The following is a 15,806-nucleotide window of genomic DNA, read 5'->3' as shown; positions in this document are numbered from 1 at the left end:
CCCGGTCCGGTCCGTGACCTGCCTGCGTCCGGACGACCTGTCCCGATCCCGATCCCGATCCCGCTCGCTGGAGGAGCCATGTCCACGTCCCGACCAGACTCCGCCCCGGTCCCGGGCCCGGACGCCGACCGGACCGTCCGGCTCGCCCCGGGCGGGGAGAGCGTCCGCCCGGGGCCCGGCGGGGCCGACGGCGACGCCGAGGTGACGGTCCGGCTCGCCCAGGGCGGGGACGGGGCCGAGGACGGGGACGGCGGTCGGGCGACCGTCCGGCTCGGGTCCGGTCCGGTGGCACCGGAGCGGTCGATCCGGCCGGACCGCCCCGCCGCGCCGCCGGTGCCCGGAACCGGCGGGCCGGACGCCGAGGCCACCGTGCGGATCGACCCCACCGAGGCCACGGGTGCGACGTTCCTCGACCCCCGCGTCTGGGGCGGCGCCGCTCGACCGGCGGAGACCACCGCGCCGATGGACACCCCGGCGTACGGCAGCACCGTCCCCGGCCCGCCCCCGCCCGGCGCGGCAACGCCCGCTACGGGACCGGCCGGCGGCGGCCCGGAGGCCGAGCGACCGTTCGCCCCGGGCGAGCTGCGGCGCTTCGGTCCCGGAGTCCCCCCGCAGGCCGCCGCCGTCTGGCACGGCCGGGTCGTCCCCGGCGCGGAGGAGCCGCGCCGGGGCCGCCGGGTGTGGCGGTGGCTGGTGCCGGTGGCGGTGCTGGCGGCCGTCCTGGCCCTCCTCTTCTGGCGCCTCCGGGCACCCGACCTCGCGGTCACCGACGTCGGTGTGACCAGCGGCCAGGAGACCCCCGGCTGCGGGGGCACGGCGGTGATCACGGCCACGGTGGAGACCAACGGCGGGGCCGGCACCCTCCGGTACCGCTGGCTGCGCAGCGACGGCACGACCTCCGGCGAGATCCTCCAGGACGTCCGCTCCGGCGCCCACCGCACCGAACTGGTGCTGCGCTGGAGCTTCGAGGGGCGGGGTGCGCTGGAGGCCACCGCGACCCTGGAGATCCTCTCGCCGCAGGCCCGGACGACGGCCGCCTCGTTCCCCTACCGCTGCTCCTGAGCCGGCGACGTCCGCCGGTCCGCCGACCGGGTGCGGGCACGCCGGAGGGCCCGGGGCGGTGCCCCGGGCCCTCCCCGTACCGGTCGCGTGTGCGCGTCAGGCCGGGAGCACGGCCTCGATGGCGGCGACGACCTCGTCCGACTCCGGCTCCGTGCGCGGCCGGATCCGGGCGGCCACCGTGCCGTCGGGCGAGACGAGGAACTTCTCGAAGTTCCAGGAGACGTCCCCGGCCTGGCCCTCGGTGTCCTCGGTCCGGGTCAGCGCGGCGTACAGCGGGTGCCGGCCCTCGCCGTTGACGTCGGTCTTCTCGAACAGGGGGAAGGAGACGCCGTAGGTGGTGGAGCAGAAGCTCTGGATCTCCTCCGCGCTGCCCGGCTCCTGCCCGGCGAACTGGTTCGACGGGAAGCCCAGCACGGTGAACCCGCGCTCGGCGTAGCGCTCCTGGAGCCGCTCCAGGCCCGCGTACTGCGGGGTCAGGCCGCACTTGGAGGCGACGTTGACGATCAGCAGCGCCTTGCCCTTGTAGTCGGCCAGCGAGGCGGCCTCGCCGGACAGCGTGCGCAGCGGGATGTCGTACAGGCTCACGGTGTGGTCCCCTTCGGAGGGTCTGCGGATTTCGGTAACGGACCGGGCTCGTCAGGAACGGTAGCCGCTCCCGCTCGCTCAACCGTCGACGGGCCGCGGGTGTTCCGGGGCGGGCGGTCCGGCCAGCCGTTCGGCGACGCTGGAGAAGTCGGCGCTGAGCCACCGTTCGGGCCGCATCCGGATGGCTATGTCGGCCGTGAGCTGGTCGGCGGTGGCCGCCAGGTAGGCCGGCACGGTGGCGGGGGAGAGGTAGCGGCGGGCCATGGCGGCCCGCTCGTCCGGGTCGAGCCGGTCCTCGAACGCCACCACCGGCCCTTCGACGCTCACGTAGCGGCAGGGTGGTTCCTCCTGCTGGGCGCAGAGCGTGAAGCGGCCGGCCGTCCGGATCCGCCGGGTCTTGGCGGAGTCGCGGCCGGTGAGGACGGTGACCAGCCCGCCGGGCCGGTAGGAGTACCAGATCGGGACGGCCAGCGGGGCGCCGGCCGGACCGGCGCCGCCGACGGCGAGGACGCCGACGTGGACGGCGGCCAGGAAGCGCTCGCGTTCGGAGCTGGTCATGGTGAAGGACACGGCGTCGGCCTCCCGGGACGGAGAGTCCCGCGCGCCGCGGTCGCGCGCGGGCGGCCCCTGGTACGTACCCGCACGGCCCTCGTTCCGAACGCCTCGGGCCGTCGGTACGGTGTGCGCCGCGCCCGGCCGACCGCGCCCGGCCGACCGCGCCCGGCCGACCGCGTCCGGCCGACCGTACCCGGCCTTCTTCCGCGCCGCGACCCCGGTCCCCGCCGCACCGGGTGAGCGACCGGGTGCGGCGGCGGCCGGGACGGCCGGGACGGATCAGGGTGCCAGCGGCCGGATCGCCGTGGGGGCGTGCTCCGGGAGCGTGGCGACCTCCTCCCACTCCACCACCTGGTCGATGTCGGCGGCGGCCATCGAGATGTTGGTGACCCGCTCCAGGATCGCCTCGACCACGACCGGGACCCGGAACTCGGCGGCGAGCTTCTTGGCCTCCTCGAAGGCCGGCAGCAGCCCCTCCGGTTCGGTGACCCGGATCGCCTTGCAGCCCAGACCCTCGGCGACCTTGACGTGGTCCACGCCGTAGACGCCCAGTTCCGGCGCGTTGATGTTCTCGAACTCCAGCTTGACCTGGAAGTCGATGTCGAAGTTCCGCTGTGCCTGACGGATCAGGCCCAGGTAGGCGTTGTTCACGAGGACGTGGACGTACGGGATCCGGTGCTGCGCGCCGACCGCCAGCTCCTCGATCATGAACTGGAAGTCGTAGTCGCCCGAGAGTGCGACGACCTGGCCCTCCGGGTCCGCGGTGGCGACACCCAGGGCGGCCGGGACGGTCCAGCCGAGCGGCCCGGCCTGGCCGCAGTTGATCCAGTGCCGCGGCCGGTGGACGTGCAGCAGCTGCGCGCCGGCGATCTGCGAGAGGCCGATCGTGGTGACGTACCGGGTCTCCGGCCCGAACGCCCTGTTCATCTCCTCGTACACGCGCTGCGGCTTGATCGGGACGTCGTCGAAGTGGGTGCGGCGCTGGAGCCGTGCCTTGCGCTCCTGGGTGGAGGCGGCCCAGGCGCTGCGGTCCTTGAGGACGCCGGCGGCCTTGAGCTCCCCGGCCACCTCGACGAACAGTTCGAGCGCCGCCCCGGCGTCCGAGGCGATCCCGAGGGCGGGGGCGAAGATCCTGCCGATCTGGGTCGGTTCGACGTCGACGTGGACGAAGGTGCGGCCGGAGGTGTAGACGTCCAGGCCGCCGGTGTGGCGGTTGGCCCAGCGGTTGCCGATGCCGAGCACGAAGTCCGAGGCGAGGAAGGTCTCGTTGCCGTAGCGGTGGGAGGTCTGCAGGCCGACCATGCCGGCGTTCAGCTCGTGGTCGTCCGGGACGATGCCCCAGCCCATCAGGGTCGGCACCACCGGGACGCCGGTGAGTTCGGCGAACTTCCGCAGCAGTTCGGCGGCGTCCGCGTTGATCACGCCGCCGCCGGCCACGATCAGCGGCCGTTCGGACTGCTGGAGCAGCGTGAGGGCCTTCTCGATCTGGATGCGGTTGGCGGTGGGCCGGTAGACCGGCAGCGGCTGGTACGCCTCGGGGTCGAACTCGATCTCGGTGAGCTGGACGTCGATCGGCAGGTCGATCAGGACCGGGCCCGGGCGGCCCGAGCGCATCAGGTGGAAGGCCTGCTGGAAGACGCCGGGGACCTGCGCCGCCTCCAGCACGGTGGTGGCGGCCTTGGTCACGGGCTTGGCGATCGAGGCGATGTCGACCGCCTGGAAGTCCTCCTTGTGCAGGCGGGCGACCGGGGCCTGGCCGGTGATGCACAGGATCGGGACGGAGTCGGCGATCGCCGAGTAGAGGCCGGTGATCATGTCGGTGCCGGCCGGCCCGGAGGTGCCGATGCAGACGCCGATGTTCCCGGCCCGGGTCCGGGTGTAGCCCTCCGCCATGTGGGAGGCGCCCTCGACGTGGCGGGCCAGCGTGTGCCGGATCCCGCCGGAGGCCTTGAGGGCGGCGTAGAAGGGGTTGATCGCCGCACCCGGCACGCCGAACGCGACCTCGACGCCTTCGAGCTTGAGGATCTCCACGGCCGCGCGGGCGGCTGTCATACGAGGCATCGGACTTCTCCTGCGTCGTCGGCCCGCAGGGAATCGGAGGGCTCATCTCCAGAATTCCACCATACGGAAGAAAGGTTTCTTTATGTGGAAACAAAGTAGGGCGGGCCGCATCGAGGCGTCAAGGGGAGGTTCAACAGAATGTGGAAGTGGGTCGGCGCCTCCGGCCGCCGACCCGCCGGTCGCGCGGTCGGGCCCGCGGCGGCCCGTTCGGCCGCCGGGCCGGGTTCTCGGCCGGGCGCTCGATCGGCGAACGTGCGTGCCCGTCCGAAGCCCGGATTCCGGCCCGAAAGCGAGCCTCGCGTGTGTCCCGCGTGAAGGGACGGTGGGGGAGGTTGGCCTGCCGCGGGCCGCTGGGTACCGTCGGTGGCACGCCGGACCCGTCATGGTTGCCATGTTCAACTCGGGTCGTGGCAAGGGGGGTTGAGGGCCGATCGGGGAGCGGGGGAGCTCCGGCGCTCGGGTCCCGTTCGCAGCAAGCCCAAGGATGCTCAAGGACGACGCGGGAAGCTCCGGCGGCTCGGGCCCGAGTGCGCCCGGCCCGCCGCCCGTACCTCGCCGGGGCGAGCCGCCCGCGCGACCGCACCGGCCCCGACCCGCCACCCGCCGCCGCCCGCGCACCCGGACCGCCGGGTCCGCGCACGCCCGGTCCGCTCCGCTTCACCCGGGACCATCCGGGATCGCCCGGGACCACCCGGCGGGGGGCCCGTCCCGCCCGCCGGGCCCGCCGGCCCCGCCCGCCGCCGTTCCGCCCGCCGCCGTTCCGCCCTCCCAGCAGCTGAGTGCCCGCCGTGGCGGGCGCACGGAAGGAATCGCCCCATGCCCCGACGCCGCCCCCTGCCCGAAACCCCGGCCGCCGGGACCACCTGCTCCGCGACCGGGGCCGCCCGCCCCGTCGCCGGGGCCACCCGGACCACCGCCCTCGACCTCCCCCCGTGTGCCGGGGCGGTGGTCCGGTGAACGGCCTGCCCCGCCGGCGCAAGAGTCCGCCCGCCGGCCCGCGCCACAACGCCCCGCCCGGGCGCGCCCGCCCCCGCCGCGCCCTGCGCCACGCCCCGGTCGAAGCGCTGCGCGCCGTGCCCTGGCGCCACGACCTGCCCGCCTCCCTGGTGGTCTTCCTGGTCGCCCTCCCGCTCTGCGTGGGCGTCGCCGTCGCCTCCGGGGTGCCGGCCGAACTCGGCCTCGTCACCGGCATTGTCGGGGGCCTGGTGGTCGGCGCCCTGCCGGGCAGCAGCCTCCAGGTCAGCGGACCGGCCGCCGGCCTGACCGTCCTCGTCTACGAGGCCGTCCAGCAGTACGGCGCCGCCGCCCTCGGGATGCTGGTGCTGCTCACCGGACTGCTCCAACTCGCCATGGGGGCACTGAGGTTGGGGCGCTGGTTCCGTGCGATGTCGGCCTCGGTGGTGCACGGCATGCTGGCCGGCATCGGCCTCACCCTGCTCTTCGGGCAGCTCTACGCGCTCGCCGACCGCCGGGCCCCCGGCACCGGTACCGAGAAGATCGCCGGTGTCCCCGCCCTGCTGCGCGACGCCGTCACCGGTGTCGCGAACCCCGCGGCGGTGGCCCTCGGCGCCGGCACCCTGCTGGTCCTCGTCGCCTGGAAGTACCTGCCGCCCCGGCTCGCCCGGGCGGTGCCGGCCCCGCTGGCCGCGGTCGGTCTGGCCGCCACGGTCACGGCCGCGGCGGACCTGCCGGTGGCCCGGGTGCGGGTGGCCGCCCTGGTCGACGTGGTCCAGCTCCCCGACCGCGCCGCGCTCGGCGCCCTGGCCGGCACGGCGGGCGTCGGCACGATTCTCGCCTTCACCCTGATCGCCTCCGCCGAGACCCTCTTCAGTGCCGCGGCCGTCGACCGGATGCACCACGGCCCGCGCACCCACTACGACCGCGAACTCACCGCGCAGGGCGTCGGCAACACCCTCTGCGGGCTGCTCGGGGCACTGCCGATGACCGCGGTGATCGTCCGCAGCGCCGCCAACGTCCAGGCCGGCGCCCGGACGAAGGCCTCCCGGGTGCTGCACGGCTGCTGGCTGCTGCTCTTCACCGCCCTGCTGCCGGGTGCGCTCGGGCTGGTCCCGCTGACCGCGCTGGCCGCCGTCCTGGTGCACGCGGGCGCCAAGCTGGTCCCGGTGCGGCGGACGGTCGCGCTCTGCCGGGACCACCGGGGCGAGGCGGCGGTGCTCGCGGTGACGGCCGTCTCGGTCATCACCACCGACCTGTTCGAAGGAGTGCTGATCGGCGTCGGCCTGGCCGTCGTGAAGTCGGCCTGGCAGACCTCGCACCTGCAGATCGGGGTGGAGGAGCTGCCGCCCGCCGCGGACGGCCCCGGCGAGCCCAGCCTGCGGGTCCGGCTGAGCGGTAACGCGACCTTCCTGCGCCTCCCCCGGCTGCTCGACGCGCTGGAGCGGCTCCCGGCGGACCGTCCGGTCGAACTGGACTGGTCGGGGCTGCGCCACCTCGACCACGCCTGTACGGTCGCCCTGACCACCTGGGCCGTACAGCACCGGGCCCGCAGCTCCGCCCCGCTGGCGGTCGAACCGCCGCTGCCGACGGTGGTCTGACGGGGTGCGGCGGCCGGCCCGCCGCTCTCCGGCCCCGCGCGGTCGACCCTCCGGTCGCCCGGTCCGCCGATGCCCCGAGGATCGGCGGACCGGGCGACCCGCGGACCGGGGCCCGCCTGTCGTCCGCCTTTCACGGAGCTCCGTGCGGGGATACCGGCAGGCGCCGCCCCGGTGCGTCCCGGCTCCTCGTCCGCCCGGTTCGATCTCACTCAATCTTTCTTGACCGATCGATCTGGAAACGGCTACGGTTAAGGCATGGCGCGAACCAAGGAATTCGATCCCGACGTGGCGCTCCAGTCCGCTCTGGAGCTCTTCTGGCGGCGTGGCTACGAGGCCACCTCGATGGCCGACCTGGTCGACCACCTCGGGATCGCCCGCGCCAGCATCTACGCCACCTTCGGCAGCAAGCGCGAGCTCTACCTGCGCGCGCTGGAGCGGTACGGGGAGCAGCAGAACCCGTTGCTGCTCTCCGAGCTGTCCCAGCCCGGGCCGGTGCTGCCGGCCGTCCGCGCGCTGGTCCGCCGCTTCGCGGGGGAGTCCGCCGCGGACGGCGAGGGCGGTCCGCGGCGCGGCTGCTTCGTCACCAACACGGCGGTCGAGCTGGCCCCGCACGACCAGGGCGCGGCCCGTCGGGTGGAGGCCAGCCTCGGTCACCTGGAGACGCTGCTGACCGCGGCCCTGGTGCGGGCCCGGGTCCAGGGGGAGTTGCCCGAGGGGCGCGACCCGCGGGCGCTGGCCCGGCTGCTGCTGGTGCTGTTCCAGGGCATGCGGGTGATCGGCAAGGCCGGTGACGGCTCGGCGCGCCTGCGGGACGCCTCCGAGCAGGCGCTGGCGCTGCTGGACTGACCCGGGCCGGCCCGCGCCGCGCCCGTTCCCGCCCGGACCCCGCTGCTCCGGTCCGCCTTTTCGTCCGTCGCTCCGCACCACTGCCTGAACTGCTGCTTGAACTGCTGCCTGAACTGCTGTCCCGATACTGAACCGAACGGTCAATTTAGACCTCGATCGAGGAGTCCCCGCATGACCCGCACCACCACGCGCTTCACCGGTACCTCCGTCCTCGTCACCGGCGGTGGCAGCGGCATCGGCCGCGCCGTCGCCCTCGCCTTCGCCCGTGAAGGGGCCCGGGTGGCCGTCGCCGGCCGGACCGCGAGCGCGCTCGCCGAGACGGTCGCCCTGATCGAGGACGAGGGCGGCACCGCGGTGGCCCTGGTCGGCTCCGTGGCCGACGGTCAGGACGCCGCCCGACTGGTCCGGGAGGCCGTCGAACAGCTCGGCGGGCTGGACATCGCGGTCAACAACGCCGGCATACTCGGCGGCCTCGGCCCGGTCGCCGACGTCGCCGAGGAGGACTGGCAGCGGCTGATCGACACCAACCTCACCGGCACCTGGCTCGCGATGAAGCACCAGATCGCCCACCTGCGGGCCAACGGCGGCGGAGCCATCGTCAACATCGCCTCCAACCTGGGCGTCCACATGCGTCTGGAGGGCCTGGGCGCCTACGCCGTCTCGAAGGCCGCCGTCGCCGCGCTCACCCGCAGCGCCGCCCGCGACCACATCGCCGAAGGCGTGCGGATCAACCTGGTCAGCCCCGGCCCGGTCGACACCGGCATGTCCTCCCGCCCGGGCGAGACCGCCGCCGACAAGGCGGACCGAATGAAGGGCGACGTTCCCGTGGGCCGCGCCGGTGCCGTCGAGGAGGTCGCCGCGGCCGTCCTGCACCTGGCCTCGCCCGAGTCGGCCTACACGGTCGGCGCCGACCTCGTCCTCGACGGCGGCATCACCGCCTGAGGCGCGCCGGAGCCACCACAGCCCCGAACGGCCGGCCCCCACCCGGCCGTTCGGCCCGTGCGCGACCCGCACGACCTGCATGGCCGTCCGGCCTGTATGGCCCGTCCGACCTGCGCGACCCGGCCGTCCTGCTCGCCGCGCGGCGGCTACGCCGAGAGCGCCTCGTCGTCGGCCGGGGCGCCGCACGCGGCGGCGAGGTCGTCGAGCGAGAGGCCGAGGGCGTAGGCCAGGGCGGTGACGGTGAAGAAGGCGGGCGTCGGCGCGCGTCCCGTCTCGATCTTGCGGAGCGTCTCGGCCGAGATGCCGGCCGCCGCCGCCACCTCCACCATGCTGCGCGCGCCACGCGCCTCGCGAAGCAGCGCACCGAAGCGCTCGCCGCGCTCGCGCTCCCAAGGGGTCAGCGGAGTCCTCACCATGCCCCGATGGTAGGCCAGCGCCGTGGCGGGAGGCAGCGCCCCCGGGTCATCGGCTCCCGTCAGGTTCGTCGCCGACCGCGGAGAGCCACCCGCCCCGCCGCCGCCCCGCGGTCGGCGTGCCCGGTCACCGTGTCCTCAGGGCCCGCTCGCACTCGGCGCAGCGCCGGTCGGTCAGCCCCGGCGGGTACCAGGGCTCACCCGGCCGGGCGGGCCGGTAGTGGGAGTGCTCCATCGGGCCGGTGTCCAGGCCGCAGAGGGTGCGGGGCTGCGGATCCTCGGGGACGTCCGGGTCGGCGCCCGCGGCGTGCACCGCCAGCACCGCGGGCTCGACTCCGTCCGGGCCGAGTGCCCGGTCGGGCTCCGTCTCGAAGAGGACAACGATCGATCCCATGAACCCAGGCTCGGTGACTCCGGCCGGACCCACATCCCGGGGTGCGCCTTCCGTGGCCCGGACGCCCGTGGCCCGGCCGGGTGCGGCCCCGTGCCCGGCCGCAGGTCCCGCACGCCCTCCGACCGTGATAGAAATACCGGTATAAGAATTGGAGGCCGACCCCGCAGAGGCGTTGGCTCCTCAGGAGTGAGGTATCGCATGGTGGAGTTCAAGTCGGAGGCGTCGCTGGCGTCGATGCGGGAGGCCGGTCGGGTGGTCGCCACGGCGCTGGCGGAGGTGGAGCGGGCCGCCGCGGTCGGGGTGAGCCTGCTGGAGCTGGACCGGGTGGCGCACGAGGTGCTGCGGGCCGCGGGCGCGAGTTCGCCCTTCCTCGGGTACCGGCCGAGCTTCGCGCCGGTACCGTTCCCGGCGGTGATCTGCGCCTCCGTCAACGACGTGGTGGTGCACGGGATCCCGGACGGCTACCGGCTGCGCGACGGTGACCTCGTCAGCATCGACTGCGGGGCCGTGCTGGACGGCTGGGCCGGTGACGCGGCCGTCAGCTTCACCATCGGCACGGCGCGTCCCGAGGACTCCGAGCTGATCGCCGCCACCCGCCGGGCGCTGGAGGCCGGGATCGCGGCGGCCGTGGTCGGCAACCGGATCGGCGACGTCGCGCACGCGATCGGCAGCGTGGCGCGCGAGGCGGGCTACGGTCTGCCCGAGGGGTTCGGTGGCCACGGCATCGGCCGGCGGATGCACGAGGAACCGGACGTCCCGAACGAGGGCCGTCCGGGCCGGGGTTTCCCGTTGAAGCCGGGGCTGGTGCTGGCGATCGAGCCGATGCTCACCGCAGGCGGCAAGGACGAGCACGCCACCGACCCGGACGGGTGGACGATCCGCACGGTCGACGGCAGCCGGGCCGCGCACGTCGAGCACACCGTGGCGATCACCGAGGCCGGTCCCCGGATCCTCACGCTGCCGTAGCGGCCCGGCGCAGGCCGCGCCGCCGCGGGGCCTCGGGGCCGCCGCAGGTCCCAGGGGCCGGACGGTCCTCCGGGCGGGGGACCTTGGGCCCTGGGTGCACGGGTCCGCGGCGGGAAGGGTGGTGGGTGCGGCCGGGGAGGTACCCCGCCCGGCCGCTCCGAACGAATGCCGGAGGTCCCCCATGTCCGCTCCCGTCGTGGTCGGTGTCGATGGTTCGCCGGAAAGCCTGGCGGCCCTGGACTGGGCGGCCGACGAGGCGTCCCGCCGCGGCGCGCCGTTGCGGCTGGTGCACGCCTGGCCGAGCCCGGTCACGCCGCTGTCGGTCCTGGGCACGGCCGACCTGGAGCGGCGGCAGGCGGACGTGGTGCTGCGCGAGGCCGAGCTGAGGGCGCGGGACCGGTGCCCGGAAGCGGCGGTCACCGCCGTGCACGTGCCGGGCGACGCGGTGCGCGCCCTGGTCGTGGAGGCCGGTGAGGCCGGGCTGCTGGTGCTCGGTTCGCGCGGGCTGGGCACGGTGGCGGGGTTCCTGGTGGGCTCGGTGAGCCACCGGGTGCTCGGCCGGGCGGCCTGCCCGGTGGTGCTGGTCCGCCGCGGCGAGGACCCGGACGCGCCCGCCGGGGCGGAGGTCGTCGCCGGTGTCGACCCGTACGACGGCGCCGACGAGGTGCTCGCCCACGCCTTCGAGTCGGCCGCGCGGCTGCGGCTGCCGGTGCGCGCCGTGTACGCGTGGACCCTTCCGCCGTCCTACCAGTACGCGGGCATCGCGGCCGGTGTCGACGTGACCGGCGAGATGTCGGCGCAGGCGCGGCGCGAACTGGCCGCCCTGATCCTGCCGTGGCGCGCGAAGTACCCGCAGGTGACAGTGGTGGAGGAGACCGTGAACGCGCGGCCGGCCCGGGTGCTGGCCGAGCGCGCGGCGGACGCGGAGCTGCTGGTGGTGGGGCGCAGGGTGCGCCGATCGCCGGTGGGTGTCCACGTGGGCGCGGTGGCCCACGCCGTCCTGCACCACGCCCCGTGCCCGGTCGCCGTGGTGCCCTACGAGCGGGTGCGCGAGCAGGAGCGGGGCGCGGACGCCGACACCCCGTAGACGTTCCGGCTGCGCCCGGCGGCGTCCGGTGGACGGCGGCGGCGGGCGCGGGTGGGCGACGGTGGACGGCAGGCGGCAACAGGTGGACCCGACAGCGCGGAGGCAACGGATGAGCGACCCGGTACTGGTGGGTGTGGACGGCTCGGAGACGAGCCTGGCCGCCGTGGACGTCGGGGTCCGCGAGGCCCGGCTGCGCGGCTGCGGACTGAAGATCGTGCACGCGTTCATCTGGCCGCTGATGCACGTGTCGCTCGGCCCCTCCCCGAACGGCCCGGCCGAGGGCGGGCTGCGCCACCAGGCGGAGGGCGTCCTCGCGGACGCGCGACGCCGGGCCCGGGCCCTGGATCCCGCTCTGGAGGTCGAGGCCGAACTCGCCACCGGGGAGCCGCTGGGGGTGCTGGCCGGCCGGTCACGCCGCGCGAGCCTGGTCGTGGTCGGCAGCCGCGGGCTCGGCCGGTTCAGCGCCCTGGTGATCGGCTCGGTGGCGGTGCACCTGGCGGCGCACGCGGCCTGCCCGGTACTGATCGTCCGCGGCCGGCCGGATCCGGAGGGCGACGTGCTGGTCGCGGTGGACGGCTCGGGCGTGGGCGCGGAGGCGGTGGGCTTCGCCTTCGCGGCGGCCTCCGCACGGAGGGCCCCGCTGACCGCTCTGCACGCCTGGCACCCCCACACGGGCCCGGCCGACCGGGCGGAGCCGGTCCCGGCCGACGCGGTGGTCGGCTGGCGCGAGAAGTACCCGGACGTCGACGTCCGGACCCGTCTGGTGGAGCAGCACACCCGCCCGGCCCTGATCGAGGCGAGCCGCGACGCCCAGCTGATGGTGGTCGGCGCCCGCGGCCGGGGCGGCTTCGCCGGTCTGCTGCTCGGTTCCACCAGCCAGGCGGTCATCCAGCACGCCCACTGCCCGGTCGCGGTCGTCCGCCACACCGAAGCCGCAGGCCCGGCCTGAGCCGTGTCCCGGGTCGCGGGGTCGCGACCCGGGGCGTACGGCTCCACCCGGGCCTCAGACCAGCAGCCGCAGCCGGGCGGCGGCGACGCCGACCCGCACGGTCTGGCCCCAGGCGAGTTCCAGGGCGTCGCTCTCGATGCCGTCGCCGAACGCGACCAGCCGGTCCGACTCGACGGTCAGGACCAGCCGGTGGCCTGCGTCGAGCAGCCCGTGCACCCGTCCGGTGCCGGTGGCGGGGGAGGGCCAGGCCTCGCGCACGAACCAGGCGAGCGCGGCGGCGTCCGGCCCGGGCAGGGCGAGCGGGGCCCCGCGCTCCAGCCAGGCGGAGCGGCACCAGCCGGTGCCGCCCGTGCCGGTGCCGACCAGGACGCCCGAGGACGCCTGGGCCTCGCCGGCGTCGGGGCCGTCCGGAGCGCCCCCCGGGAGGCCCTCGACAGCCAGGCGGTAGCGGGCCGTCTGGTGGCCGGGCTGCCCGACGTAGACCTCGTTGAGCGCGAGCAGCCGCTGGGTGTCGTCGGCCACCGCCTCGACCATCGTGCGCTCCTCGACGCGCCGCGAGACCCCGGGGCCGGCGGCGGCCGGCAGGAGCAGCGGCAGCGCGTCCGCGCGGTGCCGGACCAGGACGCCGGGGTTGCGGCCGGGGTCGGCGTCCACCCCGATCACGGGTTGCCCGGCGAGGTACTTGGCGACGTTCGCGACGAGGCCGTCCTGGCCGACCACGACCACCACGTCCTCCGGCTCGAAGAGGAACCGGGGCAGATCGGCCCGTTCGACCCGGGTGCGGCGCCAGTCGAGCGGGACGGCGCCGGCGGCCCGGGCCAGGGCCTCGGCCTGCCGCCGGTGGCGCCGCTCGACGTCCTCGATCGAACGGCCCCGGCTGTGCAGGAAGTACGAGGCCTGGCCGGGCGTCCCGTGGTGGGCGACCAGTTCCTCGTACTCGGTGCGGCGGTGGACCAGGACCGCCCGGGGCGCGAGCGTCACCGCGCGCCCCCGCCGCCCGCCGTACCGCCGCCCGCCGGACCGCCCATGGCGCCGAGCTTGGCGAGCAGGCCGGTGACCAGGTCCGGGGTGAGCGTGAGGTTGTCGATGCGCGGCAGGTGCTCGGCCAGCCGCATGAGGGCGAGAGCCCGCAGCACGGCCGGGTCGGCCTGCTGATGGGCGGCCAGCCAGGCCGCCTCGCTGGAGGCCCGGGCGTCGCCGAGCGCCCGGGCGGCCTCGGCCTCGGCGACCGCGAGCCTGCTGCGGCGCTCGGCCTCGGCGTCGGTGCGGATCCGGTCGGCGGCGGCGTCGTCCTCGGCCTTGAGCCGGGTGTTGGCGGCCTGCTGGGTGATCAGCTGTTCCTCCCGCCGGGCGAGTTCGATCCGGTTGGCGAGTTCGTTCTCGGCGATGCCGCGCTCGTGCTCGACCGCGACGGCCCGTCGTTCGAACGTGGCCCGGTCGGCCTCCTGCTGGACCAGTTCGCGGGCGGGGGTGCGCAGCGCGCGTTCCACCTCGGGTTCGGGGCGCAGGGCGACGACGCGGACGGCGATGACGGCGAGCCCGGTCTCGGCGAGCCGCGGTTCGGCCGTGAGACCGGTGGACATCCGGTCGCGGACGGTCGCGACGCCGTCGGCCAGCGCCGCGGCGAGCGGGGTGCGGGCGAGCAGGCCGAGGGCGTGCTGCTGCGCGGTCTCGGTGAGCAGGGTGGCGAGCTGGTCGAGCGGGGCGGCCCGCCAGGCGCCGGTGTCGGGGTCGATGCCGAAGTCGACGCGGGTGGCGGCGGTCGCCGGGTCGGTGATCCGGTAGGTGAGGGTGGCCTGGACGGTGAGGTCCTGGAAGTCGGCGGTGCGGGCGTGGAAGAGCATGGCGAGTTCGCGGTCGTCGACCGGGACTTCGGAGAGGGCGGCGGTGAGCGGGCGGAACCAGAAGGCGAGCCCGGTGCCGTCGTGCGTGAGGCGGCCGCGCCGGAAGTGGCGGATGTGGGCGGTCGGGACGGCGCGCAGGTGGCGCAGTCCGAAGCGCCTGGTGATGTCGGCCATGAGTGCGTTCCCCTTGTCGTCACGCCGACGATATGGGGCGCCACTGGATCTCGTCAAGGTGACGAGAAGGGAAGTCCGGCCCGGTCGCGGGAGCCGTGGGAGGATCGGCTGGTGCTGAGGATGCGAACGAAGAGGCCGGCGACGACGCACCCCGCCGGCCCCGGGGCGGCCGTGCGGCTCTCCACCGCGCTGCTCGCCGTCTGCACCGGCGCCTGCGCCGTCCTCGCGGTCGGCGCACCGCCCGCCCGCGCCGCCGACGGCCCCGGCGAGGCGTTCACCCTCACCGACCCGCGAATCACCGAGTCCAGCGGGCTCGCCGCCAGCCAGGTCCACCCCGGGGTCTACTGGACCCACAACGACAGCGACGACGGCCCGTACGTCTACGCGGTCGACTCCGGGGGTCGCACCGTCGCGACCGTCACCCTGCGCGGCGTCGAACCGCGCGACGTCGAGGCGGTCTCGCTCGGTCCGGACGGTCGGCTCTACCTCGGCGACATCGGGGACAACCTCGGCGGCAAGTGGCCCGAGGTCTGGATCTACGCCTTCGCCGAACCCGCCGAACTCCGCGACCAGACGGTGGAGGTGACGCGCTACAAGGTCCGCTACGAGGACGGGCCGCGCGACGCCGAGGCGCTGATGGTCCACCCCGTCACCGGCCGCGCCTACATCGCCAGCAAGCGGCAGGGCGGCGGCGGCCTCTACCAGGGGCCCGAGAAGCTCTCCCCGACCGGTGTCAACACCTTCCGCCGGATCGGCGAGGTCTCGTGGATCACCGACGGCGCCTTCTCCCCGGACGGCACCAGGCTCGTCCTGCGCGGCTACTTCTCGGCCGCCCTCTACCGCTGGAAGGACGGCGCGCCGGCCCCCCTCGGCGCGCTCACGACCCCGTTCCAGCAGCAAGGCGAGTCGGTCACCTTCAGTGCGGACGGCCGGGCCCTGCTCTACGGCAGCGAGGGCAAGGCCAGCCCGGTCTGGCGTGCGCCGCTGGACGACGGTCAGCTTCCGGACACGGTGAAGCCGCTGCCCCGTCCGACCGCCACCACGACGCCGGGTGCCGCCGCCCCGCCCGGTGGTGCGTCGCCGGACGCGTCGGCCTCCGGGGGCTCCTCGGACGGTCCTTTCGACCAGGCCCTCGGCGTGCTCTTCCTGGCGGCCGTGGTGGGGGCGGTCCTGGGCCTTCGGCGGAAGAAGAAGAGCGACTGACGGCGCCCGCCGGCCGCCCGTCCGGTCCACTCCCGCCGGCCGCGCCGGGCCGGCCCGGGTGCCCGGCCTGCCTGCTCCGCAGGGCCGCCGCCCGTCCGCCCCTCCGGTCTGTCCGTGCGTCGTCGGCCGGCCGGCCGACCGGCTGCCGCCGCCTTGATCCAACCGTCGGC

At 75.6% G+C, this 15,806-nt stretch carries 16 protein-coding genes; 9 read left to right on the top strand and 7 right to left on the bottom strand.

Going from position 1 to position 15,806, the window contains the following annotated elements; all coding sequences use genetic code 11:
* The first annotated feature begins 78 nt into the window (after window positions 1–78).
* The gene (locus tag PUR61_RS14730) at window positions 79–1,062 is read left to right on the top strand and encodes a hypothetical protein (protein WP_329879282.1); all 984 of its coding nucleotides are present in this window, start codon (window positions 79–81) and stop codon (window positions 1,060–1,062) included.
* A gap of 96 nt (window positions 1,063–1,158) precedes the next feature.
* On the opposite strand, the gene PUR61_RS14725 is transcribed toward PUR61_RS14730, so the two are convergent.
* From PUR61_RS14725 to gcl, 3 genes are all read right to left on the bottom strand, one after another.
* Complete coding sequence (locus tag PUR61_RS14725; RefSeq protein ID WP_329879281.1) at window positions 1,159–1,647, bottom strand: glutathione peroxidase; 489 nt, start codon at window positions 1,645–1,647, stop codon at window positions 1,159–1,161.
* A gap of 78 nt (window positions 1,648–1,725) precedes the next feature.
* Complete coding sequence (locus PUR61_RS14720; protein ID WP_329879280.1) at window positions 1,726–2,217, bottom strand: pyridoxamine 5'-phosphate oxidase family protein; 492 nt, start codon at window positions 2,215–2,217, stop codon at window positions 1,726–1,728.
* Window positions 2,218–2,481: 264 nt separating this feature from the next.
* Complete coding sequence (gene gcl / locus PUR61_RS14715; RefSeq protein ID WP_329879279.1) at window positions 2,482–4,263, bottom strand: glyoxylate carboligase; 1,782 nt, start codon at window positions 4,261–4,263, stop codon at window positions 2,482–2,484.
* Between the two features lie 816 nt (window positions 4,264–5,079).
* On the opposite strand from gcl, the gene PUR61_RS14710 reads away from it, so the two are divergent.
* From PUR61_RS14710 to PUR61_RS14695, 4 genes are all read left to right on the top strand, one after another.
* On the top strand, window positions 5,080–5,220 hold the full coding sequence (locus PUR61_RS14710) for a hypothetical protein (RefSeq protein ID WP_329879278.1): 141 nt from the start codon (window positions 5,080–5,082) through the stop codon (window positions 5,218–5,220).
* 83 nt (window positions 5,221–5,303) lie between these two features.
* On the top strand, window positions 5,304–6,818 hold the full coding sequence (locus PUR61_RS14705) for a SulP family inorganic anion transporter (protein ID WP_329879296.1): 1,515 nt from the start codon (window positions 5,304–5,306) through the stop codon (window positions 6,816–6,818).
* Between the two features lie 255 nt (window positions 6,819–7,073).
* A complete protein-coding gene (locus PUR61_RS14700) occupies window positions 7,074–7,664 on the top strand; it encodes a TetR/AcrR family transcriptional regulator (RefSeq protein ID WP_329879277.1) in 591 nt (196 codons plus the stop codon).
* A 171-nt stretch (window positions 7,665–7,835) separates the two neighbouring features.
* Window positions 7,836–8,606, top strand: coding sequence for an SDR family NAD(P)-dependent oxidoreductase (locus tag PUR61_RS14695; protein WP_329879276.1), 771 nt, complete (start codon window positions 7,836–7,838; stop codon window positions 8,604–8,606).
* Between the two features lie 146 nt (window positions 8,607–8,752).
* Here the strand turns inward: PUR61_RS14695 and PUR61_RS14690 are convergent, their stop codons facing one another.
* Together PUR61_RS14690 and PUR61_RS14685 are read right to left on the bottom strand one after the other, a co-directional pair.
* Window positions 8,753–9,022 (bottom strand): helix-turn-helix domain-containing protein, encoded by a 270-nt coding sequence (locus PUR61_RS14690; protein ID WP_329879275.1) that lies wholly within the window; start codon window positions 9,020–9,022, stop codon window positions 8,753–8,755.
* A gap of 124 nt (window positions 9,023–9,146) precedes the next feature.
* Window positions 9,147–9,413, bottom strand: a complete 267-nt coding sequence (locus tag PUR61_RS14685; protein WP_329879274.1) for a hypothetical protein — start codon at window positions 9,411–9,413, stop codon at window positions 9,147–9,149.
* A 198-nt stretch (window positions 9,414–9,611) separates the two neighbouring features.
* On the opposite strand from PUR61_RS14685, the gene map reads away from it, so the two are divergent.
* The 3 genes from map to PUR61_RS14670 all read left to right on the top strand — a co-directional run bounded on the left by map (window position 9,612) and on the right by PUR61_RS14670 (window position 12,415).
* The gene (map, locus tag PUR61_RS14680) at window positions 9,612–10,379 is read left to right on the top strand and encodes a type I methionyl aminopeptidase (protein WP_329879273.1); all 768 of its coding nucleotides are present in this window, start codon (window positions 9,612–9,614) and stop codon (window positions 10,377–10,379) included.
* 181 nt (window positions 10,380–10,560) lie between these two features.
* Entirely contained in the window at window positions 10,561–11,466 is a 906-nt protein-coding gene (locus tag PUR61_RS14675; protein ID WP_329879272.1) for a universal stress protein, read from the top strand.
* A gap of 109 nt (window positions 11,467–11,575) precedes the next feature.
* Window positions 11,576–12,415, top strand: coding sequence for a universal stress protein (locus tag PUR61_RS14670; RefSeq protein ID WP_329879271.1), 840 nt, complete (start codon window positions 11,576–11,578; stop codon window positions 12,413–12,415).
* Between the two features lie 54 nt (window positions 12,416–12,469).
* Here the strand turns inward: PUR61_RS14670 and PUR61_RS14665 are convergent, their stop codons facing one another.
* Both PUR61_RS14665 and PUR61_RS14660 read right to left on the bottom strand, forming a co-directional pair.
* Window positions 12,470–13,396, bottom strand: a complete 927-nt coding sequence (locus tag PUR61_RS14665) for a hypothetical protein (RefSeq protein ID WP_329879270.1) — start codon at window positions 13,394–13,396, stop codon at window positions 12,470–12,472.
* Window positions 13,393–14,433, bottom strand: a complete 1,041-nt coding sequence (locus tag PUR61_RS14660; protein ID WP_329879269.1) for an SPFH domain-containing protein — start codon at window positions 14,431–14,433, stop codon at window positions 13,393–13,395. The genes PUR61_RS14665 and PUR61_RS14660 overlap by 4 nt, the downstream gene beginning before the upstream one ends.
* Before the next feature lie 120 nt (window positions 14,434–14,553).
* Between PUR61_RS14660 and PUR61_RS14655 the strand changes: the two genes are divergently transcribed.
* On the top strand, window positions 14,554–15,636 hold the full coding sequence (locus PUR61_RS14655) for a hypothetical protein (protein WP_329879268.1): 1,083 nt from the start codon (window positions 14,554–14,556) through the stop codon (window positions 15,634–15,636).
* The last annotated feature ends 170 nt before the right edge of the window (window positions 15,637–15,806 follow it).

Source organism: Streptomyces sp. BE20, assembly GCF_036322525.1.
Lineage (GTDB): Bacteria > Actinomycetota > Actinomycetes > Streptomycetales > Streptomycetaceae > Kitasatospora.
This window is presented reverse-complemented; position numbering and strand designations above follow the sequence as displayed.